This is a genomic window from Novosphingobium sp. TK71 (assembly GCF_055361505.1).
Genome location: NZ_JBSZKA010000001.1, coordinates 230,201 through 256,135, shown reverse-complemented (window position 1 = coordinate 256,135; position 25,935 = coordinate 230,201). Strand labels below are relative to the sequence as shown.

Below are 25,935 nucleotides of genomic sequence, written 5' to 3'. Positions count from 1 at the left end.
ATCTACTTTCGAGCCGATAACTCAAACGAGCGAATTTGTTCGTTTCTGCTCGTCATATTGTTACCGATCCCGCTTACAGAAACAGAAATCGTCTCCTTGTCGCGGCATTTGAGGCTCGAGATATATGGACGATTGAGGCTCTGAACCATCTCAGCAGCTGCTGTCGCTGACGGCGAAGCCAGATGTGATTGTCCGTTTATTAAGACATGGCTTAAATTGGCGTTCCCCAGCCTATCATATGAAATCCCGACTTTGAACCTGCTGCCAAAGCAGACAGCTTCTATATCGGCTCGCACTTCAGACGGGGACAGCGCTCCCTGAAGGACAACTTCGTTGTTCGCCATTTGAGATTGTCCGGTCTGAGGCGCCAAGCCGACGATGGCACCAAGCAGAAACAAGGCGTTTCTACGCATTCTTCCAGTCCTAACTATAACAAGGTCGGTCATATTTGAGTTGCGACCTGTCCTGATTTGTATCGTTGCTCTGATTTACTCGGCCTTCAGATGCGTTGAATTCCCTTAGGACACCGTCAGGGCCCAATATGTATTGAGAGAACGCCGCTGCATTGGCAAATCGTGGATCGGCGCCAACGACCTTGTCGAAGAAGTAGTAGTCGCCACCATTGGCATAATCCGAAGGATATCTGTTATCTAGATCGTCCGCATTACTGTAGCCGATATCGGGATGGCTATGGACGACAGCGATGATCTGACCGTTCCCGAGGTCTGAGGGCAAGCTGATGCGGGTCTCAGGTGCCGGCAGCCCAGCGGCTGTCGCCTCTGCAACGGTCATCCCTCGCGTGAGGGGCCCCATCTTGATTTCCCCGTTCACCTCGTAAATGACAGCACCATACTCCCTGCTGTTCCAGTCGGATTTGGCCTTGATGAGGTTCTCGATCTGGCGCGCAAGCATGTCGGTTTGCAGATCGGTCTGACATTGCTGTTCGCGCCAGTGGTTGTAATCGTCAGGCGGCGGAGGGGGGCCAAGGTCCAGAATCCAGTCCAACGGAACCTCGACACCTTGTTTGTAGCGCTTGCCATTGACGACGATGTCGGGTTCAGTCACCAGATCAGGACGCTCGGGCTGAACATCGTCGGTGTCCTCACCGTCCCCGCCTGAAATTAGATCGAGTTCGTCCGCCATGAGAAGGCGGACCCCTTCAAATTCACCGCTAAAGTGTCGCATTTTGCCCTCCTGTTAGATGACTCGAAGATTTGCTCATTACTCGAATGAGGTGAGGGTTTCGGCGTGGGATTGCCGCCCAAGCCGCCCACGATCATGCCAGTAAGACATGGACCGCATTTGACAGTCCCGAACCAAACGACGCCATCGGATCATCGATTCAAAGGCCCGTTCGCCCCCAAGGCAGCGGCAGCAGCCTTCACTCGTTCGCAGCACGCCGACGTCTCCGCTTATTGATTGCTTTATTGACCAACCTCGCCAGAGCATATGCACTGAGGAGAGTTGCGACGGCGATCATGGCGAGCACGAACCACATCAAAGTGAAATCGGGCCTGCACGCGTCGGCACGACCTTCACAGCCACCACCGCCCATGACTAAGCCAACAAAAACGATAAATGCAATCAATCCGCCAAATATTATGGTCACGATCGCTACAATAGCGCCCCAATTTATGCGTTTACCTAGTCCTTGCATGAATCACCTGTTGCAAGACATCTTCTGGCCCTGCATTTCATTTGCGAAAGCCTTAGCATTTATCTCGAACTGATTTCCGTCATAAGCACCCGAGCCGAATGTAGCTCCATAGATACTCGACAAGCCATAGAGGGTATAAAAATCGTCGCCATATTGCGCGAATTGCGAAGCATGGAAAACCTCTTCGAACGCAGCTTTGTTTTGAAAGCTGCTAAAGGATTCGAAATATTCCGGTCTCACATATATAGTATTACCTTGCGTTACAGCGGCTGCGTCCGATCCGTTCCAAGCCAGTGATGTCCAGGTGTTTTCATTGCCATCTAGTCCCGACTTGAAAACAACCTGACTCAAGAAATTTGAGGGCATCCCCTTGATCCCCAATTGCTGGGTCAGAAAGTTCCTTTCGCAGTCGGTAAGGCGATCCTCTTGGACATCATCTGTGTCCTCACCATCACCACCCGCGATCAGGTCAAGTTCGTCGGCCATGAGAAGGCGCATACCTTCAAATTCCCCGCTAAAGTGCCGCATGCTTACCTCCTCTGTTGAATGATGAGTTCCCGCTGGCCGCTTGTGAGGACTGCAGTATCTTCATGAACATCGTGATCTGATGAAGCCGCAACGTTGGGGCTTCTCTCGTCCGCTGCCTGAGGAACCACTCGGATCGCCTGGCCATCGATAATCTGGTAGATGATGTCAGCCATCCTGATCGTTTCAGGACGATGCGCTACGAGTATCCGTGTGCCCCCAAGCTGCTTGATCGCTTCGACCACCCGGCTCTCTGTCGTGACGTCGAGGTGAGCCGTGCCTTCATCAAGCATCAGCACACCGGGGCTGCGATAGAGGGCGCGGGCCAGCAGCACTCGCTGCTTCTGACCACCCGAGAGGTTCGATCCCATGTCGCCCACGGACGTCTCATACTTCATCGACATGCGCATGATGTCGTCGTGGATGGCGGCACGACGACAGCAATCAATGACGCGGTCCATGTCATAGTCCGGATCGAAGAAGGCGATGTTCTCCGCCAGCGAGCCGGCGAACAGCGTGTCCTCCTGACTGACGGCGCCGAGATGCATGCGGTAATTGCGGGCACCGAATTCCTGGATCGGAATGCCGTCGATCAGCATCCTGCCCGATGTCGGTTGCAGGAGGCCACACAATATCTTGAACAAGGTTGTCTTGCCGGCACCGGATGGGCCTACGAGCACCGTTGTCCTGCCCGGCTCGATGCGGAGCGACACACCCTTGAGAACAGGAGGTTGCCCAAAACCATAGGAAAATGTCACATTTTGCAGCTCGATGACGCCGATATGGGGTAGCGGTGCGCTGCCCTCCTCCGGTTCACGCTGCTCCAGCGCGATGTCGGAGATGCGGTCGAGATGGAGATCCAGCAGGCGGTAGTTCAGCAACTGGTCGATCAGTCGCGTCATGGCCCCTATGAAGCTCTGCTTATAGGCCTGGAAGGCGAAAACCATGCCAAGCGTGATAGACCCGCCCAGCACCATGCGGATCGCGACATAGATGAACAGCAGATTCTCTATGGCGACGACGAAGCTGTTCGCCGTATCGAAGCTTCCCGTCAGGCGACCCAACCTGATCGTGCCGTTGACGACGTCAGCCTTCCTGTTTTGCCACTGGCGCTGGCGATTGCCCTCCTGACAGAACATCTTGATGGCGGAAATGCCGCGAATATTCTCGATGAACGCCGATGTCTCAAGCGCCTGCGCGGTCAGGACATTGGCGTTGGCGAACTTCATAGACTTGAAGGATGCGAGCTTCAGAAGCGCGTAGATCAGCACGACCCCGCCGGTGAGGCTCGCTAGCGTCGGTGAGAAGACGATCATCAGGCAAAGTGTGGCCATTGCCAAAGCGCCATCGACGATCGAGCTCACCAGCCCTCGGGTCAGCAAATCCGTGATCGGCTGAAGCGAGGAGAAGCGGGACGTCACGTCACCCAGGTGCCGCTTCTCATACCATGCGGTCGGCAAGTGGATGGCGTGGCGGAACAGGTTCACCGCTGTCTGGATGCTCAGGCTGTTGCTGAGGCTGAGGACGAGGCGGCTTCGCACCCACATTGCGGCCGCGTTCAGGAGGAGGATGCCCGCAAAGCCGATGGCTATGATATTAAGGAGATCGAAATCTGAGCCGGGGAGCGCGGTGTCGATCGCCAGCTGCGTGTAGAAAGGTACGACGAGCGTCACGATCTGCATGATGATCGACAGGGCAAGTATGCGCGTCAGCGCTGGCCCCAATCCCCGGATGCGCGACCATAGCTGGCTGAGGTGCAGGCGCGTGCGCTTGACCATCGGGGTGAAGGCAGCGCCGGGTGTCAATTCCAGGACGATGCCGGTGAAGTGGCCCGAGAGCGCCGCCCCGTCGAGGAGCAGCATTCCCTTAGCGGGGTCGAGGATCGAATAGCCCGCGCCGCGCAGCCGTGGCCGCACCTGATCGAGCACGACGTAATGGTTGAGGTCCCAGTGCAGGATCGCAGGCAGCGAAAGTTGCTGGAGCGAAGCGATGTCGCTTTTCAGCGCGCGACTGTGAAATCCCATCTGGTCGGCAATGGCGATGAGATCCTTGAGCGAGCTTCCCCGGGTCGATAGCGGGAAGCGGCGGCGCCAGGCAGACAGATCCCGCTTGTCGCCATAGTGGCGGGCGACCATCGTCAGGCAAGCGAGGCCGCATTCGCCACCTTCCGCTTGGCGGACATACTTGTCCGGCCCGAAGAGAAAGCCGCCGCTCATGTCCGCTTTCTCACAGAATTTAGGGGCTGCAGCAGCCAATCCACGAAGGACCGCCGCTCCAGGATAACGGTTCCTTGCAAGGTCATGCCGGACTGGAGCGGCAAGGGGCTATTGAAGGCAGGGACCGTCTCATTGGCGAGGCGAACGTGGAGGAGGTACACCGGCTCCTCAATCTTCACGGGCACGTCAATTTCGCCGGGCGCATAGGCGGTTCGCGAGATAGAGGCGATGGTACCGGCAAACGTGCCGAACTGTTTGTAGGGGAAGGCATCGTAGGCTATGCGCACTTGCTGTCCCACGCGGATGAAACCCACTGCCTTGGATGGCGCATATAGCTGCACCTGGAAAGTCGATCGTTGCGGCAGGACGCTCAGCAGCGGCACCTGAGGATCTACGCTGCGCCCTGGCGAGGCCTGCAGGGCTGTGACCCGACCGTCAACGGGCGACAGGATCGTGTAACCGACATCAACTCTGGCGCGCGAACGCTGCTGGAACAGGGAGCCGAGTTCGCCTTGCAATTCCGCTCGCTGGCGCAGCTCATCCATGGGCAGCCGGCGCAACTGCGCGGCCGTCTCGTTACGCCTGGTGGCGAGTTGAACGAGCTGCTGCTTGATCTGTTCGGCGCGCTGCCGTTCAGCCAGCAGGGATTGCCGCCGCTGATCCATGTCCGTCTGGCTGATAAAACCTTTCTCGGCGACGGGGGTGATCCGCCTGAGCTCCTCTTCTTTCGATCGGATGATGGCCGCCTGAATGACCGACTGCTCGCGCAGTGTCGCCTGCTCCCCCGCGTTGGTCTCGAGCGAGGCGGACAATTTCTCTCGTTCGGAAGAAAGCGCGTCGTGCGCTGCCTGCATTTGCGCCTTCACGCTGTCCGTCTGATCGGTGAGCGCTGTGAGACTTTCCTTCGCGGCACCGCGCCGGTCCTCATCGCGCATATCGACGCCGATGAAGGCGAGCGGCTGACCACGGCGCACAACCGAACCCTCGCTCACGAAGACTTGCTCCGTCACGCCGGTGCGGAGTGCGAAAACCTTGGCGGAGGGCTCGGAGGTCATGACCAGACCGGGCACCGCTTCCGTCCGGGGGTAAGTCGCGGTCGTGGCCCAGACGATCAAAGCGAGGCTGACCGCACCAATTCCGATAACAAGGCGGGAACTGATACGGCTATCCGACAGGACGACATCGCCGTAGAGACGCTGGCGCCGCCGTTCGGTCACCTGCTCCCGAAAAAGATTGCTCGCAGCTGCGGCCGTCATGGCAACGACTCCGTTATGCGAAGGCGGGGATCGGGGTTGTCTGCGGCACGGCGATCTGGATAATGTCGGCCTTCGCGAGGTCGCGGATTACGGCTTCCAAGGTCCCGGGTTCAACGTCGGGCATCTCCCGCTGAAGGCCATCCAGATCGAGTATGGTGTGGCGCGCGAGAACGAGCACGGCACGGTGATGGTCGCCAACGAGCCGTAACGGGGCTCCATTCACGTCGAACTGCGCCGCGCTACCGTCGGCGTGGCGCGTATTCAGCGTCAGCCGGGCTCCTGCGGGAAGCGGTGTTTCGGCCTGCTTGAGCAGATCTGCGATATTGAATGGGGAAACCACGCGCTCCCGTTGGCGCGAGCGAGCGTAGAAAGCCTGCAGGGTGGCGGGATTTGACAGCGCCTCGCTGACCGCGGACACGGCTTCGGCCACACGGCGGGGATCTTGCGCATCGCCCATTACCGCATGGCGGACTTCGAGAAGTCCCGGCAGAACAGACCCACATGCCCAAACAAAATAGTCGAGTATCAGGGGCGTGTGGATCGCCACCGTCAGGTGGAGCGTGTCGCTGCCTGCCACCGGCTCGACCTTGTGCCACCAACCACGGGGCACATATAGCGCGTCGCCTGCCTGCAATATCTCGTCGATTACCGGCGCGCTAGGGAGTTCGTCCTTGCGTTCGTTGCTGATCTGGCTGCTGATGGGAAGGGGGTGGGTGGGCTCGTAGATCCGCCAATGTTTGCACCCGCCGATCTGCATCACGAAAACGTCATGCGTATCCCAATGGACGTTTGTTGCCGGCTCGCCGCCGAGGCACGCATAAGCGTTGGAGGTCGTCTGGGCACCTACAAAACGGCCGATCTCGGTGCAAACTTCCCTGACAATGGGTGAGACGAGTTCGATCCGGTTCAGCACGAGGGTCGCGCCCTTGGACATCATCTCATAGAGCCGCTCCTTACGGATCCGGCGCCTCCTGATGCCGATGTCCACATATTCTTCGACATAATGGGACGGATCGACCCGGCCATTATGGAGCACCTTCAAAAGCTCTCGGGTAGGGTCCTGAAGATCGAGCGCCGCATCGATTGTCGACCAACTGAAGGGCGTCGAGTCAAAGCACTGGCGCACAAGCAAGGGCCTTTGTTCAAATAAATTCTCGCGGAACTTGTCCCGGCTCAACGGAAAATTGAACATCACACCCCCAAGCGCTTCATGCACGTTGATATATCTTTATTTGTGATTCTCATAATTTAATATGAGAACATCAACTGTCGTTACACAGTTGAAGCGCTTCCCTTTTGTAAAAATATTATATCAGTTCTGACTTGCGTCAAATCCATTTAATTTCGTTTCTGACCAAAAAAGTTCTGGAATCTTGAGCCTGTCATTCGTTGTTTATACCGTCCTTAATAACCCACATACTTACCGCCCCTGCGGCCGTTGCGAGAGGATGTGACGTGTGCCTTTCTGGTCGAGATTGCCGCCCACTGAGGGGGTGTGAGGTGGCCTCTAGGTATTTGCGATTGGTTCGCAACAAAGAAAATGCTACGCGCGCCGGCTGATGTCGTCGCTAGACAAGGGCGCCGTGCTGAGTGTCTAAAATTGATAGCCTTCAGTTATTTCTCGCGGCGCAAGCGGACCTTCTCCGCTACGCAACGAGGATCATTGGCGATCCTGCGGAAGCAGAGGATGTGGTACAGGATGCCTGGTTGCGCTTCCGCGCCACGGCCAGCGCGCGCACTCTTGAAGAACCGAGCGGCTATCTTTTCCGGATCGTCCATAACCTGGCGCTGGACCGGCGGCGGCGGGATGGACGCGAAAGTCGAATCTTCACAAATGAAGCATCCGTTGCGACCGAGCTTGTTCCGAGCGACCAGCCTTCCCAGCAAGCGAGCATAGAAGCGAAGGACGAGCTCGCCATGCTACACAAGGCCTTGGGACGATTACCGGTCCGGACCCGCCGGGCATTCGAAATGCACCGCTTCGAAGACATGAAGTTGATTGAGATCGCCCAGGAACTTGGCATATCGAAGAGCCTTGCCTCGGAACTGGTGATCGAGGCTGTCGAATTCTGCAAGAAGGCTCTGCGCCCGCACCATTGAGCCATTCTTTGAGAAATCTCCGGAATCGAGGGAGTCCCGTTCGTTAAATGCATAAAGCGGTGAAAGACGCGAGCCGTGCGCTCAGGTGGAAAATACTGGAAACAGGATGACTGGGGAAAAGGAGGTGGACTCAATGCGGAGCGATCTCAGTCGCCAGGCCACCGCTTGGCTGGTTCAGCTCGATGATGAGCCGGACAATGAGACACTGCATGTCCAATTCATAGATTGGCTCGCCACCAGCCCCGCGCACCTCGCCGCATGGGAGGAGACCGCGCATGTGTCGGGACTGATGACGGCCGCCGGACCTTCGTGCACGAGCACGCCGCCGTCGCTGTCGAGGCCTCGCGTTTGGCTTCCAAGGATCGGACGCGCCAGGACGTTCGCGGCACTGGCGCTGGCAGCCTGTCTCGCATGGCTTTTTGCGCCAGACCTATCGCTTTGGATGCGGTCGGACGAGATCACCCGAACCGCCGAACTGCGTGTGGTCGCGCTCAAGGATGGTAGCATCGTGCATCTCGCTCCGGCGACGGCTATCGCCTTTACCGCTGACGCGAAGGGGCGAAGGCTGGATCTACTGCAAGGCGAAGCCTGGTTCGATGTCGCGCATGACGAAGCGCGGCCGTTCCGCGTCGTGGCAGGGGATAGTCAGGTGATTGTCCTCGGGACGGCCTTTTCCGTCGAGAAGATTGGCGGCAACGCCGCCGTCGCGGTTCAGCGCGGGCGTGTCGCGGTGGAAACGCTCGACGCAGCGTCACCTCGCCGCGTCGTGTTAGTTGCGGGTCAGTCCGTATTGATGGGCGAAGGCACTGCATCGCGCAGCACGATCAGGCCGGACAGGGTTGCGACGTGGCGTGAGGGGGTGACAATCGTCAACGATCAGCCGATCGGCGACGTCATCGATCTGCTCCGCCCTTGGTACAAGGGCCACATCGTTGCCAGAGGGCCCGGGTTGAAGCACCGCCGAGTCAGTGGCGTCTATGATCTGCGCGATCCCGATCTGGCGCTGGAGGCACTGGGGCGGGCACACGACGTGACGATTTCACAGGTGTCTCCGTGGCTCCGGATCGTCACCGTCGGCTAAACAGCACGAAAAACTTCGCTCTCTCTTCATTTTTTTCCGGAACGGGCCAGTGCTCGAACGTTGAAGTAATGCAACTGCTTCGCAATAGCGCATCAGTGTAGGCAACTTTGGCGTGGGGATGGGGTTAGGTGAGTTCGGGGAATAGCTACAGGAAGTTCGGAAGCCGCCCGCTTTGGGCGGGGGTGATGCTCGCCTCAACGGGAATCGCTGGAGTGAGCGCGCCTTCCGTGGCTCAAGCGCAGTCGGCCGCGCCGGAGAAATCGCGCGCGTTCGACATTGCGCCACAGCCTGTTGTCGACGCGATGACAGATTTCGGGCGGCAGTCAGGTTTACAGGTCAGTATGGATGCCGGTCAGGTCCGGGGCCTTTCGTCCCCAGGCGTGCAAGGCACCATGACGCCGCGCCAAGCGCTGGAGCGTCTTCTTGCCTCTACTGGTCTGGCGGCTCGCATCGAAGGTAGAATCGTTTCGCTGCACAAAATCCCTGTCGCTGAAGTCGATCAGCGTCGGTCCGATACCATCCTCCTGGGTTCTCTCCGTGTCGAGGGCGCGCCCGTCGGCGCTGCTTTTTCGGAAACCGGCGTTGAGCGTGACGCCATTCGGAAGGATGAGGTCTACGATCTCGATATGTCCACGACGTTCGCAAGCCGCGAAGAAGTGGAGCGCTACAAGGGCACCAATACGGCCGATGTGCTCAAGGGCATGGTCAATGTCTTCAGCGGCGATGCTCGCAACGGCGGCGCAATCGATCCCAGCATTCGCGGCATTCAGGGGCCAGGTCGCGTGCCGGTCATTGTTGATGGCACGGAACAGGCCCTGACAGTCTGGCGTGGATATAATGGCGCGAGCAACCGCAGTTACATCGACCCCAGTCTGATTTCCGGGGTCCAGGTGCTCAAGGGCCCGGTTTCCGTTCGAGGGATCAACGGCTCGACTGGCGGCGCAGTCGTCATCGACACGCTCGACGCGAACGACATTCTCAAGCCAGAGCAGAAATTTGGCATCGAGCTGAAGCTTGAAGGGGGCAACAATTCAACGAACCCGCGGCTGCCCACACTGCTGACCGGGCAGGATTACAGGACGATCCCCAACTTCCTGTGCGACACCGCCTACCCATCTCCGACCTACCCCTATTGCGACGCCTCGCTGCGCGTAAACCTGCGGAATTCGGATGATAACGAGTCCTTTTCCGCTGGAGACCGGGCCATACGGATCGCCGTCGCGGGGCGTGTCGGCGATCTGGATTTGTTCGGCGCTTACGCCTTTCGGGAACGCGGCAATTATTTTTCCGGTGAAACCGGCGCAGGCTACTATCAGCAGGAGGGCCTGCTGCTCAATTCGAACACCTATGTCCGCCAGCTCGGCTTGAATTACGAACCGGGCAATGAGGTTCCGAATACATCGAGTGAGCTGGAATCCATCCTGCTCAAGGCGACCTGGCATATCGCCAACGACCAATCGCTCGAGTTCGGCTTTCGAGATACCCGATCCAAGTTCGGCGAAATTCTGCCCTCGCGCATCATGACGGCGGGCGGCGGTTATTTCGGCAACGTCCAATGGCCGCTCAGCAAGGTCGATGCTCAGGCCTATAATGCCGAGTATAAGTGGCAGCCCGGCAGCCGGTGGATCGATTTCAAGGCGACTGCCTGGCTGACGAACACGGTCAGCGACACTTATAGTTCTGGCGGCTTCCCCAATGTGGCGACGCCGACCGATCCAATCATCGTGAACACGGCAATCTCCAACGCCCGCAATGATCGTTTCGGCTTCAGCGCCAGCAACCAGTTCAATCTCTCATCCAAGCTCAGTTTCCTCCTCGATGGTAACTGGCAGCACGAAAAGCTGCGTTCGGATGATGATTATGCGCTGACGAGTCAGGTGCCTGGTTGGCGGCAGTATCCGCGCGCGGGCCGCCGTGAGGAATATCGCATCAATCTGAGCGGCGAATGGAAGCCCGTCCGCTTTCTGAAGCTCAACGCTGGGATCGTCTATTCGGGCTATTGGGCCAAGGACGATTTCCTGCCCAAACTGATCGAATATAACGGCGGATCGATCAGCCAATATGTCCTCTCTCGGTATAGCACAGTCTATCAGACCTCGGAATATGGCGTTGCCGCGCGCGAAGCATGGCTGAGAGAGACTTATCCGACTTTAAGTGAGGCAATAATCCAGCAACGGTTGGCGCAGTATGGGGCAAATCCAACCACTTTTACTTGGAACCACGCTGGGCCTGACTGGCTGCCCAACGCCGATGGCAAATTCTCCCGCGCCGACTACATCTGCGTAAACGGCACTCTCGACAATGTCACCAATCTGACCAGATGCGCTGCCACCGCGCGGAACAGCGTCGTCAGCGTAACGGAAGCAAAGCGCAAGTCCGGCCATGGCTGGGCGCCCACAGCTTCCGCGACGGCGTATCTCAGCGACAGCAGTCGCGCTTATGTTCGCTATGCGGAAGCTCTGCGCTTCCCCAGCATGTTCGAAAGCACGATCGGCTTCTCCGCCTCGATCAACCCGCTGACGGACCTCAAGCCCGAACGTATCAAGTCTTGGGAAGCAGCATTCATTCAGGATTTGCGCCCCCTGTTCGGTCTGCGCGGCGAGGGCCAGCGCGCGGACGTCAAGCTCACCTGGTACAACAATACCACGCATAATGTGATCGAACGCAGCACGAGCCTGATGTTCAGCAACATCGACAAGCAGGTGATCGCCGGTTTGGAGCTGCAGGCGCGTTTCGACAATGGCCGCTTCTTCACCGATCTCAGCGCCAGCCACATGACTAAGAACAAGGTCTGTGACGCTTCCACCTCGGCCACCATCGACCTCGGCCGAGGCAACCGCGTGCCGGAATGCGTGAAATACGGCTTCGTCTCGGGCTTCCTGCTGACTCAGGCAACACCCGAAGATACGGTGAACTGGTCAGTCGGTGGCCGATTCTTAGAACGGCGCCTTGAGGTTGGCGGGCGGCTCATCTGGTACAGCGGCTATGACAATCCGCAGCTTGCCGAGTGGACTGCTGACACGACCTGCGTTTCAGGCTGCGCGCTCAATATCCCCTATACCTGGGGGGAAATCATCACTTTCGATGCCTATGCGCGGTTCCGTATCAATGAGCGGTTCACGGCAGAATTGGCCGGGACCAACCTCAACGACCGCTACTATCTGGACCCCCTCTCGCGCTCGATGCTGCCCGCTCCGGGACGGACCGTGCGCCTGAGCCTGACGGGGAGGTTCTGACCCGAAATTCAGGGTTGCCGGCCCATCCAAAAATTTGAGCAAGGCGGGATGACGGCAACAACACCGGTGAAGGCACCTGAAAATCCAGGTGCGCCGACCTTAGGAGTGAATAAGATGAAGTCTGGACATCTCAAAGCAGTTGTCGGTGCCATCGCGCTCCCCACCGCATTGGCGGGCGCGGCTCATGCCCAGCTCCTAATTAGTAGCGGAACAAGTGATCCGCTTGGCACCGTCGATATCGGCGAGAGTACAGTCAATGGGGGGCCCCACGTCTCGGGACGAGTCGGCATCCATGTTCCGAACATGGCGGCCGGCCAGTATGTCGATTTCCAGGGACTTCAGGCGGCAGCTCCGCCTGTCAATCGAGTTACGAGCATTGCCAACGTGACTGGAACGGTCACTGACCATTCACGCTATGGACGCTTCGATTTCTCAAAGGTCGATGGTCAGTATCTCTACTTTGGCGAATGGAGTCAGACAGGCGTCGCCACCGACGGCGATCATACCGTCTATTTCGCTGGCACCAACGCCACGGCAGCAGGCAGTGTCCCAACCTCTGGGTCGGCGACGTACACTGTTTACGGCATCAGCGATTATGTAAATAATGGCCGCCTTGACGGTTCGTTCACCGCGAATTTTGGCCCGGGCAGCACAGGTACGCTCACGGGCTCGATCCAGTCGACTACCTACAAGGTCGACATCGGCACCGCTACGATCACCGCTGGCGGATTTTCTGGATCGGACGCAGTCGCCTCCAACCCGGCCACCAGCACCACGCTGGCGTTGGACGGGAATGTGAGCGGCAAGTTCTTCGGCTCGTCCGCGCAAGCTCTGGCGGGCATCGCGAGTTTCGAAGGCCAGCGTGAACTCGATACCGCCTTCGGCGGCTCGCAGTAAATCGAGTTGGATTATCAAGCCCCCTCGCGCTCGATGCTGCCTCCTCGGGGATGGACATGCGCCTGAGCCTCACGGGGAGGGTATGACCCGAGATTCAGGGCCGCCACTGCATCCATCATCTTCCACAATCGGGATGACAGCGACGACCCTGGATGATCGCACCTGAAAAATCAGGTGCTCCAACGTAGGAGTGAATAAGATGAAGTTCGTACATCTCAAAGCAGTTGTCGGTGCCATCGCGCTCTCCGTCGCCATGGCGGGCACGGCCCATGCCCAGCTCGTGTTCGAAAGTGGGATCAACGACCCGTTGGGCGACGTCAGCATCGGCGAGAGCACGGTGAACGGCGGACCGCACGTATCGGGCCGCGTCGGCATCCACGTGCCGAACCTCTCGGCAGGTCAGTATGTCGACTTCCAGGGTCTTCAGGGACCGTTCCCGCCCGCGGCATACACCGTGACCACCGTCAACAACCCGACGGGGACGGTCACAGACCATTCGCGCTATGGTCGCTTCGACTTCTTCAAGGTCGATGGCCAGAATCTCTATGTCGGCGAATGGAGCCAGACCGGCGTCGCGACCGACGGCGATCACACCGTCTATTTCGCTGGCACGAACGCCACGGCGGCAGGCAGTGTTCCGACCTCCGGGACGGCGACCTATACCGTCCGTGGCGTCAGTGACTATGTGAACAATGGCCGCCTCGACGGTTCGTTCACCGCCAACTTCGGCCCGGGTAGCACCGGCACGCTGACCGGCTCGATCCAGTCGGCCACCTACAAGGTCGACATCGGCACCGCCGCGATCTCCGGCGGCGGGTTCTCGGGATCGGGCGCTGTCGCGTCCAATCCCAGCACCAGCACCACGCTGGCGACGGGCGGCGACGTGAACGGCAAGTTCTTCGGCTCGTCGGCGCAGGCTCTGGCGGGCATCGCGAGCTTCGCGGGCCAGCGTGAACTCGATACCGCCTTCGGCGGCGCGCAGTAAACGAGCTGGAAAAAGGCAGGGTCAGGGCCGGTTCAAACGGCCCTGACCCCACTTTTCCAAAAAATCGCGCCCCTGACAAAGCCGATCAAACCATTGCGCAACCGCCCACTCAGACAAAGCCTTTACACGGGTCTCGCGACCCTTCTCTGTGCCTGCGGGGGATACGTCACCCCCGCCAGGGCGCAGACCACAGGCGATCAGGATACCCGCCTTCGCCTGGACCAACAGATCGAAGGTCAAAAGCGGAAGTCGGAATCGAATCTTCTGGACGATGCTGACCCGCTGGATGGTCCGACCTCGCTGGAAATCGACAGCAAGACCTATTCGGTTGCCGATAACGTCGATGAGATGGGCCAGGCCCTCTATGTGTCCATACGGCGCCAGCAATGGCGCGACGTGCGCCGGTTTCTCGTCGCCTATGAACGCTATCCGGACCGTGACCCCATGCTCGTTCTTTACGCGCAAGGCGCTCTCGCACGTCATGATGGCAAACTGGCCATGGCGGAACGCCGCTTTCGCGAACTCGTCGATCTGAGGCCAGATTTCATATCGGGCCAGCTCGAACTGGCACGTGTCCTGTTCGAGAACCGCAAGGACCGAGAGGCCCGGCAAGCCTTCGAGCATGTACGCATCCTCCTCCTGGCGGAGGGCGACAAATCGGCGGGCGTGGTCCGCACCGTCGACACTTTTCTGGCCGCCCTCAAGCAGCGGCGGTCCTGGCAGGGCAGTATCGCTATTGGTCCGGGCTATAGCGACAATCTCAACCAGTCATCGGAGAGCTACACGTGCCTGATCGAGGCCGCCGATGGGACTTGCCTTTTCGATCGCAAGGTTCCCGATCCGATCAAGGCCACCGGCATCAACTTCGAAGGCACTGTGACCCGCAGCGTGCCGCTATCGGGACATCATGGGATTCGTGCGCGAGCACTGCTGTATGGCGATATCTATCCGAGCGAAAACGAGTATTCGCAGGCGACGCTCATCACGCGGCTCGGCTATCAATATCAATCGGCCCGCGACACCCTTGCTCTTTCTCCATCATTCGACATTGGCACTTTCGGTTCATCGGTGCTCTACAACGCCTGGGGCGCGAACGCGGAATGGACACACAGCGCCGGCCGCAATCTTCTGTTGCGCGCTGAGGTCAACTATCGCGATTTTCGCTACCTTCGCCAATTCTATGATACACAGAACGGTCCACAAACCGACGTCAACCTGACGCTTTTCTATGTTCCATCGCCTAGCTGGACCTTGTTCGCGGGTCCGGATTTCGCCGCCAAGGACACGCCTGCGACGGTTGACGCATACCGGCAATGGGGAGGGCGGCTCGGCGTCAACAAACTGTTCGGCAAAAGTGCAAGCCTGCTCGTGATCGGCTCCTACCGTCGCCGCGACAATCGCGCCTACAATGATCTATTCGAAGCAAAACGGCGCGACGATCAGTACAACCTCACCGCGATCGCGCGCGTCCCGGCGCTGCGCTTCGCGCATCTCATTCCCGAAGTCGTCGTCCAGCACAGCCGTATCAAAAGCAATATCGATTGGCTGTATTCCTACACGCGAACGACCGCGAACGTGAGGCTGAGCTATGCCTTCTAGTGGTGCTCTCCACGATGATTTCGCTTCGTGCCGGGATCATCTCCTGCGTCTCGGCATGGGCCGTCAGGTGGGATTCGCTTCATGCCGCCTGACGGGGGCGGGGGTGGCGTTTTCACGTCGCCCCCAAAACCCCTCCGCTTCACCATCGATCGCAGCATCCACCAATCGGGGCCTGCGTTCGGTCCGGCTACCATCTTTTAACAGGAGAAAATCATCCATGACCGTGACCACTTCGGAACGCCCAGCAGGCGAAGAGAGCCGCGCGAAGCGCCTCAAGTCACTGACCAGCACTGTCCATGAAGGTGTGGATCGCTCGATCATGTCGGCTGCTTCCTTCGCCAGCATCGACCGCTACAAACGCTTCCTAGCAATCCAGTATCTCTTCCATCGTGATGTGGCCTCTCTCTACGCGGAACCGGAACTGCAGGCCGCCTTTCCGAATCTCGCGCAGCGCTGCCGCTTGCCGCTCGTCATAGCCGACATGGAGGATCTGGGGGTTGCGGCACCGGAAGCTGCATCGCCCGCCTTCGTCGCCGGCGAACCGCTCGATCTGGGCACCGCCGTTGGCTGGCTCTATGTCGCGGAAGGTTCCAACATGGGCGCGGCCCTGCTCCGCAAGGAAGCGCAGAAGCTCGGCCTCACCGATGATCTCGGTGCGCGCCATCTCGCTCCGGCGCCAGAAGGCCCCGCGCCCCACTGGCGCGCCTTTGTTGCCGCCCTCGATGCGGTTGCGCTAACCGACGATCAGGAAAAGCGCGCCCAGGAAGGCGCGCTGGAAGCCTTCGCGCGTGTCCAGGCCCATGTCGATGCACGGCTCGACTGAGGTGACAAGCGCCGATCTGCTCCGGCGCGGTCGAGCGGCGCGCGCCGGTTGGCTCGTCCTCGGCCTCGTGCTAGTGGCGATCGGCTTCATCGGTATCTTCGTTCCGCTGTTGCCGACCACTTCCTTCATGGTGCTGGCGCTGCCGTGCTTCGCCCGCTCGTCCCCCAGGCTCGAAGCATGGCTGCTGAACCATCCTCGCTTCGGCCCGGGCGTGCGCGCATGGCGCGCGGAAGGCGTTGTGCCCCGCCATGCCAAGATCGCCGCGTGCATCGGCATGGCGGTGGGATACGGTCTGTTCTGGCTTCACGTCAGGCCTGGCCCGCTGATGGCGGGCATCGTGGCCGCATTGATCCTGCTGTGCGCGATCTGGATCGTTCGGCGGCCTGAACCAGGAGCATCACGATGAAGCCCGGTAGCTATCGGGGGGCACAGCTCACGGCCGCGTCCCATGAGACTAGCCTTTTCGAGGGCCATGTTGTCCTCCGATCTTATTATCCCGACGGCGAGACGCGAGCGGAAGAAGCCGCCGCTTCGCCAGTGCCGAGCGCATATGCCGGCGACGTGCTGCGGGGCCATAGCCGCTATTGCGATCAGCCGATGGACTGGCGGACCCGTCTGTTCGGTTTCGCCGGAACCGCTTCCATTATCGGGCTCGTCGTTGCCGGCGCGCTGGTCACATGGAAGGCAGTCTACCCGCTTGTTCGGACCATTTCGCAGCCGTTGACGGTCGTTGAGCTGGGACCGCTTGCCGCGCCCCCGGAGCCGGTGCGCCAAATCGCTCCCGGACCGCAGCAGGTCGAAAAGCAGGAAGCACAGCCCGAGCCGAAGCGGGAAGTGCAGCCCGTTCCCCTCACCCAACTCGCCACGACATCAACGGTCAAGGTCGACGCGCAAAAGCCGGTCGAGATTGTCGATCCCGGCCCGCCGGTGCCGGAGACGACCGCCCCCAAAAGCATGGCGGCACCAACGGCCAACCGGCTCGCCAACGAGGCCAAGCCCAATTGGGAAGGTCTCATCCTGGCCCATCTCGAGCGCTTCCGCCGCTACCCGGCACGCGCTCGCGCAGCTCGTCAGCAAGGCGCGGTCTATGTCCGTTTCACGATGAACCGCGCCGGCATGGTACTCGCCTCGGCCATCGTGCAGAAATCGGGCTCCTTCGATCTGGATCAGGCCGCGCTTGATACGCTCAAGCGCGCCCAGCCCCTTCCGGCCATTCCCGTCGACAGGCCCGATGTGGTCGAACTGACCATCCCTGTGGAGTTCCGACTGCGATGACCGGCTTTTCCTCCTACGTACTGCGCCGCCGATCGCAGCGAGAGCAGAAGGTGATACGCATCATTCGCGGTTGCCTGGACGATGACGCCGCCCGTGCCGAAGCCGCGGCGGAGATAATCGCGGCGGGCGGTGACGAATGCAGTCGGATCAGCATAGCGGCCCTATGCACGCTCTTGACGCGCGCCGGCGTCGAGATGCGTCGGCCGGGCAGCGCGTGGCTTTCGGCTGATGAACTTCGTTTGCTGAGCTGGCTTGCCTATGCTCAGAGCGAAACGTCGACGGACGACTATCCCATTTCCGGACTGACGATCGACGCCGTCGCGGCGGCCGAGCTACGCGCCGAACTGGCAACGTGTGGTCGGGAACTGGTACGGATCGGCTGCCGCCTTCCAGCACTCGTCTGGACCAACGATGTAGCGCGCCCGCTTCTCGCGTGGGGCCGCCGCTGAGCGGAAGCGCACTGAGAGGATATTTCTCGGGTATGTTGCTCCAGCATGACGCGGGTTCGAACAGCGGCGGCATCGACCACGCGTCCGCCCGCCGGGCGATGCTTTCGCCCTGTTGTTGACTTAAGTTATTGACCCGCCGTAACAGCCCGTACTTGCAATCAACTCGCATTAGCAAATTTACGGGGTTTATAATATGAGGTGTTTGAACGTTGAAATCCGGTCGTTGCGAGCAGGCGTCTGCGTATCGCTCTCGGCCTTGGCAGTAGCGGGAACCTTCGGCATTTCGGGAACGCAGGCCTACGCTGCTGAAGGGTCAGACGGGGCCGAGGCGGTGGATCGCGACGATATCATCGTCACCGGCCGCAGCCTGGAATATCGGACACCCGACAGCGCGGCGCTCAAAATCGATGCGCCGCTGCGCGACATTCCCCAAACCATCGATATCATTCCCGAACAGGTCATGCGCGATCAGCGCGCCCTGTCGATGCAGGATGCGGTGAAAAATGTCGCCGGCATCGGCATCGCAACAGGCGACGGGCAACGAGACCAGTTCATCATCCGTGGCAACAATGCGCAGGGGGACCTGTTCATTGACGGTGTGCGCGATGACGCCCTCTATTTTCGCGACCTTTCCAACATCGAGCGCATCGAGGTCCTCAAGGGACCAGCCTCAGTCTTGTATGGCCGCGGTTCGTCGGGCGGCCTCATCAACCGCGTGAGCAAAAAGCCAGGCACCGAGGGCGGGGAAATCGTACTCAGCTATGGCAGTTGGGACGACAAGCGCGGCGAGATCGACCTGGGCCACGCCTTTGCTAACGAAGGCATCGCCGTCCGCCTGACCGGCGCGATCGAGCGGGCCGACAGCTATCGTGATCAGGGCTTCCTCAAGCGCGAGGCAATCGCCCCTTCGGTCCTCTTTGCTCCCGGCGAGAAAACGAAGATTCTGCTCCAGGCCGACTATTTGCGCGATCGGCGTGTCACCGACAATGGCATTCCGGCCTTCCAGGGGCGGCCTGTCGACGTCCCTGCATCACGATATTACGGTGCTGCCAACGCCCGCGATGTCGATTTCAGCCAGTCGGAAGTGTGGTCCACGACCGGCACACTCGACCATGAGTTCACCGACGCGCTGCGACTGCACAACGTGTTCCGCTACTACGATTATACGCTGGATCGGCAGAATACGATTCCGAACATCGTCAATGAGACGGCACGGACAGTAACGCTCAACCGCCAGGCCACCGATCGGGCTGAGCATGGCTGGTTCAACCAATTGGAACTGTCCGGCTCCTTCTCGAGCGGGCCGCTCGATCACAAGCTCCTCGTCGGCGTCGAAGTGGGCCGACAGTCGAAATACGAACGGCGCGTCGATCGGGCGAACATCGCGACGGTCGACCTGTTCAACCCGGCCCTCCCCGTCTTGCCACTGGAAGTCGCCGGGAATCCCACGAGTTACCGCACCGGGGTTTACAAGACGCTTGGCTTTTACGCCCAGGACATGATCGCATTGGGGGACCAGTGGAAGCTGCTCGCGGGTCTGCGCTATGACCGGTTCCGGCAGGAGGTTCACCAGCTTATCGCCGGACAGCCGGACCTTGGACGAACCGACACTTTCTGGAGCCCCCGTGTCGGCCTGGTTTGGCAACCCTCGCCCGAGCAGTCCTATTATGTGTCGTGGAACAAGTCCTATCAGCCGTCCGGCGAGACCTTCGCGCTGTCGGCCAGCAACGCCGACATCGCACCGGAAAAGACGATAAACCGAGAAATCGGGGCGAAGTTCGACTTCTTCGATGGCAAGCTTTCCACCACCATCTCTGCCTTCAATCTCAAGCGCTCCGGCATAAAATCGACCGATCCCACGCTGAACCGCGTCATCCCGGTAGGTGTGCAGCGCACGCGCGGCGTCGAGCTTTCCGCCCAGCTCGATCTTTCCAAGGGTTGGCAGGCCATTGCCAGCTATGCCTATCTGGATGCCCGCATAACCAATTCGCCGGCGCTCGATTCCGGCGTGCCCATTCAGGGGCACCGCCCCACACTAACGCCGGTGAACAGCGCCAACCTCTGGCTGATGAAGAATTTCGCCGGCCGTTTCGGCATGGGCGGCGGCATCAATTATGTCGGCGACCGGCAAGCAAATCTGGCCAATACCGTCGTTCTGCCCGAATATGTGACCGCTGACGCCATGGCATGGGCGCAGCTCGGCAAGCTAAGAGCCCAGCTCAATCTGCGCAACATTTTCGATCGCGACTACATCGTCGCCGGCCACGGCACCGTGGGTAATCTGAACATGCCGGGGGCACCCCGCTCGGTCATGGTCACTCTGCGATACGCGATCGACTAGCTGCCATTTCCAAACGCCGCTTCAGGAGGAACCACAATGAATGTCGCCGCTGCTGTCAAACCTGCGCCATCGGTCCGAGATCACAGTCGTTACATCCTGAAGCGCATGGCGGACTCGTGGACAGACCCGAAGCCCTGCCGAGCTATGCGATCTTTAGCGGCAGATCGGAAACTGGAGGGCAATCCCTCAATGTCTGGGATTCCGTATTCAAGCCAGGCTTTCGAGCGCGCTACTTTCCGCCCACTGCTCAAGAAGATGTCTCCGCATTTCCTTCGGTCTATTCGGTCGCAACAATCGCGAGACGGACAGACGATCTGCTTGCCTTGACGGGCGCGGGAGAATTTCCGCTGTCACCGCCCACTTCGCTCGCGATCGAAGAAGTGGTCCAATTGGTTTCGGTTGATCCTTGGCAGACAGCTGTGACGTAATGGAATGCATGGTCGCTTTGCCATATTGGGCCCAACTCGCGAATACCCATGGTGGCCGTTCGTGATCGTCCGGAAGGATCGCACATGAAAGATGGCACGATCACCGCGCCTCTCCGAGCGGGGCAGGGCTTCTCTTTGAAGCCGCTGATGTTCGAGACCTTCGTCTGCTCGATGGCGATGATGGCTTTCGTGGCTCTAGCTGGGCCGATTGCCCGGATCATAGGGCTCGAGCCGTGGCAGGTCGGTGCCGCGATGACGATTGCGGGCGTCGCCTGGATGGTGATGGCCCGGATATGGGGCGCGGCAAGCGACCGCCGGGGCCGGCGGCCAGTGATCCTGTTCGGTCTTGCGGGATTCGCTGTCAGCTATTTCCTGCTCTCCCTGTTCATCGATCTCGCTCTGCGAACCGCAATGATGCCGAGCCTCGCCTTTGCCGGGCTGATCCTCGGCCGGGGTGTTGCCGGGATATTCTATGCGGCGGTACCAGCCACCAGCGCGGCGCTCATTGCCGACCATGTCTCGCCTGCCGAGCGAGGGAAGGCGCTGGCGGCGATCGGCGCGTCGAGTGCGGCGGGCATGGTGATCGGACCGGGTTTTGCCGGGCTGGCGGGTCCGATCAGCCTCAGTCTGCCGCTTTACATCACGGCTGTGCTGCCAGCCGTCGCTTTCATCGTTTTGTGGCGCGTACTTCCCCGAATGGAGCATCATGTCCCGCCCGAGAGCAAACCGCTGGGTCTTACCGATGCGCGGTTGCGCCGTCCCATGGCTGTGGCGTTCGTCGCGATGTTCAGCGTCGCGATCGCGCAGATCACGGTTGGATTCTACGCCCTGGACCGACTGCGACTTGATCCTGCGGGCGCCGCCAATGCCGCCGGAATCGCGCTCGCCGCCGTGGGCGTCGCGCTGGTGGCAGCGCAGATCGTGCTTCAACAGCTCGGCTGGGCACCCGAGCGTCTCATTCGGATTGGAGGCGTCATCGGGGCAATCGGCTTTGCATCCGTCACGCTAGCGGCCAGCGCTCCAGCGCTGTGGATATGCTATGCGATAGCCGCCTTCGGCATGGGATGGGTATATCCATCGGTTTCTGCGCTCGCGGCAAATTCGGTCCAGGCACAGGAACAGGGCGCGGCCGCCGGGACGATCGCAGCCGCGCAGGGACTTGGCGTGATCCTCGGACCGATCGTCGGTACTTTTGTCTATGCTATCGACAATGGCGCGCCGTTTGTGGTGATTGGTGCGCTGCTGCTTATGATCTCCCTCTGGCGGCGACGCAGATGTGGTGACGGCGGCTGCGGTTGCGGCTAAGCGTCAGGCCCAATTTCAACGAGAAGGAAGCAGACTATCATGAACAATGCAGATCTTGCCGAAACGCTGGCCGTCGATCATGGCGTCACCAAGACCGATGCGAAAAAACTCGTCGATGCCGTGTTCGCTGCCATCGGCGATGCCGCTGCCAAAGGCGAGGAAGTTTCGCTAAACGGTTTTGGCAAGTTCAAGGTGAAGGACAGCCCCGAGCGTGAAGGCCGCAATCCCGCAACGGGTGAGACGATGACCATCAAGGCATCAAAGAAGCTTGCTTTCACGCCCGCCAAAGCGGTCAAGGACAAGCTCAACGGCTGAGCGGGTATGGCAAACGCCGTGACCGGGCGTTTGCAAGCCGTCACTTCTAGCGTGAACTGTTCGCTTTCATGCAAAGGGCACAGAGCAGCAGCACCGGAAGTTTGAAACGATTGCTCCCGACGGTAAAACCATAAACGATGGCCTGATGGCGGCCTCGGTGTCTGATCCTCGCATGGCAGCCGCCGCGTCAAGAACGCCGCCATCTCCGCCTCATGATTGACCGCCAAGGCGTGAATTCCGCTTGCCTACGCACGCCTGACTGACAAGCTGGCGTTGGCGGTTTCGGCGCCGATGCCAGCTTGTCGGGGCGGGTTGCCTTAGTCCTCAATTGCGCACGGCGGCGGCATGGATGGCCACTGTGCGCCATATACATATAGAGGTCCGCAAGCCCCCCGCCCTTTCTAGCTGCTCCCGACCTCCGACGCTGGCGAGCCGACAAGCCCGGTTGATGCCGATGCCGCCTGAAATGCGCGTGCGAAACCAGAACCGTGAGGCCTTCCTTGCCGGAGCGCACAAGGAGGCTTGGACTGAGATGTCCAGAAATACTGGATAGAGGCTTTCTCTGGTTCGGGTCGACTTGTCGAACCGCTCATGATCGAGAATATATTTGGCGACCATCTGGGCGACGGGTGCGGGCTATGCACTTTCATCATGAAGGGGTTTGCGTTCTGGCGTCCGCGTCGATCAGGACACCGGCTAGGAGGCTATGACCCGAGAAGAGCTCGGACATATAGCGTGACAGATAGGCGCGAGTGCGCCACCCCACTGCGACTGTACCACACCTTCAGATCGGTGTACCAAACGGGAACATTGCTGCGGATGGCCGATAGGTGCTATGAGTGTCAGTCTTTCCTACGCAGAGGTTCGTGTCGCATGTCGCTCCAGGTGAACATCACGGCAAACGGTCGCATGAGCCTGCCGGCTGGCATCAGAAAACGTCTTGGCCTCGAAGGCGGTGGCGCGGTGCTGATCGAAGAGACCGACGACGGCGTAGTCTTACGGACCGTCGGGCAGGCGGTCGCGCGGGCACAGGCGATCGCCAAGAAATATGCCGCGCACCCTGACGCATCGGTAGACGCCTTTCTCGAGGCCCGCCGCGCAGACAGCGGGGAATGACCACCGCCGTTCTCGACGCATCCGCAATCATCGCGTTGCTCAAGGACGAGCGTGGAGCGAGTATGGTCGCGGGCGTGGTGGCCGATGCCGTCGTGGGGGTGTTCAATCAGGCCGAGGTGGTCAGCCACTTTGTCCATATCGGCCCCCGGTGGAGGAAATAAGGGCGATGCTCGGCGCGCTGCCGTACGGCGTCGTCACAGCCGATGAGGCGCTAGGCTGGGATGCCGGCGCACTTCGCTCGGTCACGAGCGCGGCCGGTCTATCGCTTGGCGATGGCTTCTGCCTGGCGTTGGCCAAGCGGCTGGAGGTGCCTGCCTACACCGCCGACCACGCTTGGAAAGATGTCGCGGCCACCGTCGGGGCGAAGGTGGTGGTGATCCGCTAGCGGATCGCTGAACGGGGAGCGGTGCGGTGCAGGATCTGGTGCAACAGCCTTCGCGCTATCTGGCTACGGTAGAAGAGCTGCTGATAGCCGAGCGCATGCAGCAGGCGGCCGAGCTGCTGCGGGCAGCCACACCGCGCGTGGAGCGAACCGGCTACGATAATTGGAATGGCGGCACCGAGCAGTGGACAGTGTTCCTATCTGTCGAGCCTGCCGATTACGCCTTGCTCGGTGCCGCTAAAGACGGGATCGAAGAGCAGATAACTCAGCGCTTGAAGGCGGTGCTCGAGCCCTTCACGCAGGAATGGTACAGCACCAAGATCGTTCCTAGGCTGGCGGAACCGGGAGCGCTGGCGCGGCCGAATGCGCGGATACGAAGGCAAACTCGTCAGAACATCATCGACGGGCTCCGGATCGACAATGTAGCCTGGAGCGGCAAGCTCGACGATGTCGACTTTCTAGCTCGGATCTACGCGCTGGACGCGCTCCCCTCTTACGACTCTCGGTACAAGGATGCCGCAGGCGACATCTACCAGCATCGTGTCAACAATTTCGACTGGGAAGACGATTGGGTTTACGATGACAGCCGCTTCGGCTTGCCGAACGGGCCTGACGAGACCTTCCTCCGCTTCCTTTGCGAAACGGTTCACCCAGCCGTCCGACCCGACAAGGACGAGGCCATCAAGCTCGTTGCGCAATATAATGACCAGCTACGCCAGGATGGCTGGGAGCTGGTCGAGGAAGAGCGGATCGCCGGCCGTCCCCGGTTCGTCGCTCGACGCGCGGGCCTCTCTGGTGGGCGATCGGTCTCGCGCGCACGGACCGTCGCCGATGCACTCGATGCGGGCTGGATGCAAAAAGAGATCGAACGGCTCGAGGTCGCCGTCGATACCGATCCGGCCCTGGCGATCGGCACGGCAAAGGACCTGGTGGAAACTTGTTGCAAGTCGATTCTGACCCGGCAGTCGGTGTCCTTCTCGAAAACGGCCACCCTTCCTGAGCTCACTAAGCTCCTCACAAAGGAACTGAAGCTCGTACCCGAAGGAATCTCGGACGAGGCTAAGGGCGCCGAGGCGATCAGGCTTCTTCTACGGAATCTGACCACAATAACCCAATATCTCGCCGAAATCCGCAGCCTCTATGGTTCCGGCCATGGTCGCGACGGCAAGCATCGCGGCCTCGAGCCCCGTCATGCACGGCTCGCGGTAGGGGCCGCTGTTGCCTTCATCGACTTCATATCCGAGACATACCATCAGCGCTTCCTGCCTGGGATCGCGCCGCAGCAAGCTTCGGTGACGGCCACCTAGTCGACCCCATCGCGCAGCCAGCAAATGAGGAAGCTCTCGCGGGAATGATCTACTTCTAAGAAGCCTCAGCTTCGGGGATCCGGATTACTCGGGTAACGCCCACGGCGTCCTCTTCTCTGTCGTGGAGTGCGATCCCCGCAATTTTGATCGCCCGCTTCATCCGTGACCATTATGGGGACGAAGGCGAACTGGTGTCGACCAACGGCGCACGCGGACGCACCATCATTTTCAAGCTTGGTGTACTCGAGGTGCCCGAGGGCAGCGTCGAGCCCGATCTCATCGACATGATGATGCCGTTCGCGCCAGAATTCAAGGCTGTGTTTGAGGCGATCACCCGGGGGTGCGAGCGACGCCGGGTACCTGACCTCCGCGAAGGATACCTGCCTCGTAAAACAGGTTCGGATTCTTCCCCCGCCTGCTCGCCCCTGATCTGCTGAGCGCCAGCAGGGCTGACGATCAAGCAGACGCCGATGATCGCCGTCAGGAGCGGACGAACCTTCACTGTTCCCAGCTCCGTGCGAGATTGCCGAGGGCGACAGATACGATGCGCGCGCCTGGCCCGTTCCCCTGCGGAACCCGCCATCTTTCTGCGGCACGCTTGCAGCCTTCGACAGCATTCACTCCAGCGCCGCCAAAAAAACG

General features: G+C 60.1%; 24 protein-coding genes and 2 pseudogenes. 19 read left to right on the top strand and 7 right to left on the bottom strand.

Annotation, left to right across the window (positions count from 1 at the left end; all coding sequences use genetic code 11):
* Window positions 1-2: 2 nt before the first annotated feature.
* The 7 genes from ACXJ16_RS17515 to ACXJ16_RS17485 form a co-directional block, all read right to left on the bottom strand.
* Entirely contained in the window at window positions 3-413 is a 411-nt protein-coding gene (locus ACXJ16_RS17515; RefSeq protein ID WP_463922832.1) for a hypothetical protein, read from the bottom strand.
* A gap of 10 nt (window positions 414-423) precedes the next feature.
* Window positions 424-1,143 carry a hypothetical protein gene (locus ACXJ16_RS17510; RefSeq protein WP_463922831.1) on the bottom strand — a complete coding sequence of 240 codons (720 nt, stop codon included), beginning with the start codon at window positions 1,141-1,143 and terminating at the stop codon, window positions 424-426.
* Between the two features lie 238 nt (window positions 1,144-1,381).
* On the bottom strand, window positions 1,382-1,657 hold the full coding sequence (locus tag ACXJ16_RS17505; RefSeq protein ID WP_463922830.1) for a hypothetical protein: 276 nt from the start codon (window positions 1,655-1,657) through the stop codon (window positions 1,382-1,384).
* 3 nt (window positions 1,658-1,660) lie between these two features.
* A complete protein-coding gene (locus ACXJ16_RS17500; RefSeq protein WP_463922829.1) occupies window positions 1,661-2,143 on the bottom strand; it encodes a hypothetical protein in 483 nt (160 codons plus the stop codon).
* Window positions 2,144-2,187: 44 nt separating this feature from the next.
* A complete protein-coding gene (locus ACXJ16_RS17495) occupies window positions 2,188-4,398 on the bottom strand; it encodes a peptidase domain-containing ABC transporter (protein WP_463922828.1) in 2,211 nt (736 codons plus the stop codon).
* Window positions 4,395-5,654 (bottom strand): HlyD family secretion protein, encoded by a 1,260-nt coding sequence (locus ACXJ16_RS17490; protein ID WP_463922826.1) that lies wholly within the window; start codon window positions 5,652-5,654, stop codon window positions 4,395-4,397. The genes ACXJ16_RS17495 and ACXJ16_RS17490 overlap by 4 nt, the downstream gene beginning before the upstream one ends.
* Before the next feature lie 13 nt (window positions 5,655-5,667).
* The gene (locus ACXJ16_RS17485) at window positions 5,668-6,870 is read right to left on the bottom strand and encodes a JmjC domain-containing protein (protein WP_463922825.1); all 1,203 of its coding nucleotides are present in this window, start codon (window positions 6,868-6,870) and stop codon (window positions 5,668-5,670) included.
* A gap of 374 nt (window positions 6,871-7,244) precedes the next feature.
* On the opposite strand from ACXJ16_RS17485, the gene ACXJ16_RS17480 reads away from it, so the two are divergent.
* The 19 genes and pseudogenes from ACXJ16_RS17480 to ACXJ16_RS17390 all read left to right on the top strand — a co-directional run bounded on the left by ACXJ16_RS17480 (window position 7,245) and on the right by ACXJ16_RS17390 (window position 25,730).
* Complete coding sequence (locus ACXJ16_RS17480) at window positions 7,245-7,754, top strand: sigma-70 family RNA polymerase sigma factor (protein WP_463922824.1); 510 nt, start codon at window positions 7,245-7,247, stop codon at window positions 7,752-7,754.
* 133 nt (window positions 7,755-7,887) lie between these two features.
* Window positions 7,888-8,835, top strand: a complete 948-nt coding sequence (locus tag ACXJ16_RS17475) for a FecR family protein (RefSeq protein WP_463922823.1) — start codon at window positions 7,888-7,890, stop codon at window positions 8,833-8,835.
* Window positions 8,836-9,047: 212 nt separating this feature from the next.
* Window positions 9,048-12,071 (top strand): TonB-dependent receptor, encoded by a 3,024-nt coding sequence (locus ACXJ16_RS17470; protein ID WP_463922822.1) that lies wholly within the window; start codon window positions 9,048-9,050, stop codon window positions 12,069-12,071.
* A gap of 114 nt (window positions 12,072-12,185) precedes the next feature.
* Window positions 12,186-12,968: a Slam-dependent surface lipoprotein gene (locus tag ACXJ16_RS17465; RefSeq protein ID WP_463922820.1), complete on the top strand. Its 783-nt coding sequence runs from the start codon at window positions 12,186-12,188 to the stop codon at window positions 12,966-12,968.
* Window positions 12,969-13,167: 199 nt separating this feature from the next.
* A complete protein-coding gene (locus tag ACXJ16_RS17460) occupies window positions 13,168-13,953 on the top strand; it encodes a Slam-dependent surface lipoprotein (protein ID WP_463922819.1) in 786 nt (261 codons plus the stop codon).
* A gap of 93 nt (window positions 13,954-14,046) precedes the next feature.
* The gene (locus tag ACXJ16_RS17455) at window positions 14,047-15,552 is read left to right on the top strand and encodes a surface lipoprotein assembly modifier (protein ID WP_463922818.1); all 1,506 of its coding nucleotides are present in this window, start codon (window positions 14,047-14,049) and stop codon (window positions 15,550-15,552) included.
* 217 nt (window positions 15,553-15,769) lie between these two features.
* Window positions 15,770-16,375, top strand: coding sequence for a biliverdin-producing heme oxygenase (locus tag ACXJ16_RS17450; RefSeq protein ID WP_463922817.1), 606 nt, complete (start codon window positions 15,770-15,772; stop codon window positions 16,373-16,375).
* Window positions 16,353-16,781 (top strand): YbaN family protein, encoded by a 429-nt coding sequence (locus ACXJ16_RS17445; RefSeq protein WP_463922816.1) that lies wholly within the window; start codon window positions 16,353-16,355, stop codon window positions 16,779-16,781. Before ACXJ16_RS17450 ends, ACXJ16_RS17445 begins: the two co-directional genes overlap by 23 nt.
* The gene (locus ACXJ16_RS17440; protein WP_463922815.1) at window positions 16,778-17,650 is read left to right on the top strand and encodes a TonB family protein; all 873 of its coding nucleotides are present in this window, start codon (window positions 16,778-16,780) and stop codon (window positions 17,648-17,650) included. The genes ACXJ16_RS17445 and ACXJ16_RS17440 overlap by 4 nt, the downstream gene beginning before the upstream one ends.
* Window positions 17,647-18,099, top strand: a complete 453-nt coding sequence (locus tag ACXJ16_RS17435; RefSeq protein WP_463922814.1) for a hypothetical protein — start codon at window positions 17,647-17,649, stop codon at window positions 18,097-18,099. The genes ACXJ16_RS17440 and ACXJ16_RS17435 overlap by 4 nt, the downstream gene beginning before the upstream one ends.
* A gap of 202 nt (window positions 18,100-18,301) precedes the next feature.
* Complete coding sequence (locus ACXJ16_RS17430) at window positions 18,302-20,440, top strand: TonB-dependent receptor (protein ID WP_463922813.1); 2,139 nt, start codon at window positions 18,302-18,304, stop codon at window positions 20,438-20,440.
* 116 nt (window positions 20,441-20,556) lie between these two features.
* On the top strand, window positions 20,557-20,868 hold the full coding sequence (locus tag ACXJ16_RS17425; protein WP_463922812.1) for a hypothetical protein: 312 nt from the start codon (window positions 20,557-20,559) through the stop codon (window positions 20,866-20,868).
* A gap of 99 nt (window positions 20,869-20,967) precedes the next feature.
* Window positions 20,968-22,173 (top strand): MFS transporter, encoded by a 1,206-nt coding sequence (locus ACXJ16_RS17420; protein ID WP_463923291.1) that lies wholly within the window; start codon window positions 20,968-20,970, stop codon window positions 22,171-22,173.
* A 39-nt stretch (window positions 22,174-22,212) separates the two neighbouring features.
* A complete protein-coding gene (locus ACXJ16_RS17415) occupies window positions 22,213-22,488 on the top strand; it encodes an HU family DNA-binding protein (protein WP_463922811.1) in 276 nt (91 codons plus the stop codon).
* An 873-nt stretch (window positions 22,489-23,361) separates the two neighbouring features.
* Window positions 23,362-23,604: an AbrB/MazE/SpoVT family DNA-binding domain-containing protein gene (locus ACXJ16_RS17410; RefSeq protein WP_463922810.1), complete on the top strand. Its 243-nt coding sequence runs from the start codon at window positions 23,362-23,364 to the stop codon at window positions 23,602-23,604.
* Window positions 23,601-23,989 (top strand): annotated as a pseudogene (locus ACXJ16_RS17405) (PIN domain-containing protein). The gene ACXJ16_RS17410 and the pseudogene ACXJ16_RS17405 overlap by 4 nt, the downstream one beginning before the upstream one ends.
* A 26-nt stretch (window positions 23,990-24,015) precedes the next feature.
* Window positions 24,016-25,293 carry an abortive infection family protein gene (locus ACXJ16_RS17400; RefSeq protein WP_463922809.1) on the top strand — a complete coding sequence of 426 codons (1,278 nt, stop codon included), beginning with the start codon at window positions 24,016-24,018 and terminating at the stop codon, window positions 25,291-25,293.
* A gap of 52 nt (window positions 25,294-25,345) precedes the next feature.
* Window positions 25,346-25,459, top strand: a pseudogene (locus tag ACXJ16_RS17395) (hypothetical protein); the annotation flags it as partial.
* Window positions 25,437-25,730, top strand: a complete 294-nt coding sequence (locus ACXJ16_RS17390) for a hypothetical protein (protein ID WP_463922808.1) — start codon at window positions 25,437-25,439, stop codon at window positions 25,728-25,730. The pseudogene ACXJ16_RS17395 and the gene ACXJ16_RS17390, both read left to right, overlap by 23 nt.
* The last annotated feature ends 205 nt before the right edge of the window (window positions 25,731-25,935 follow it).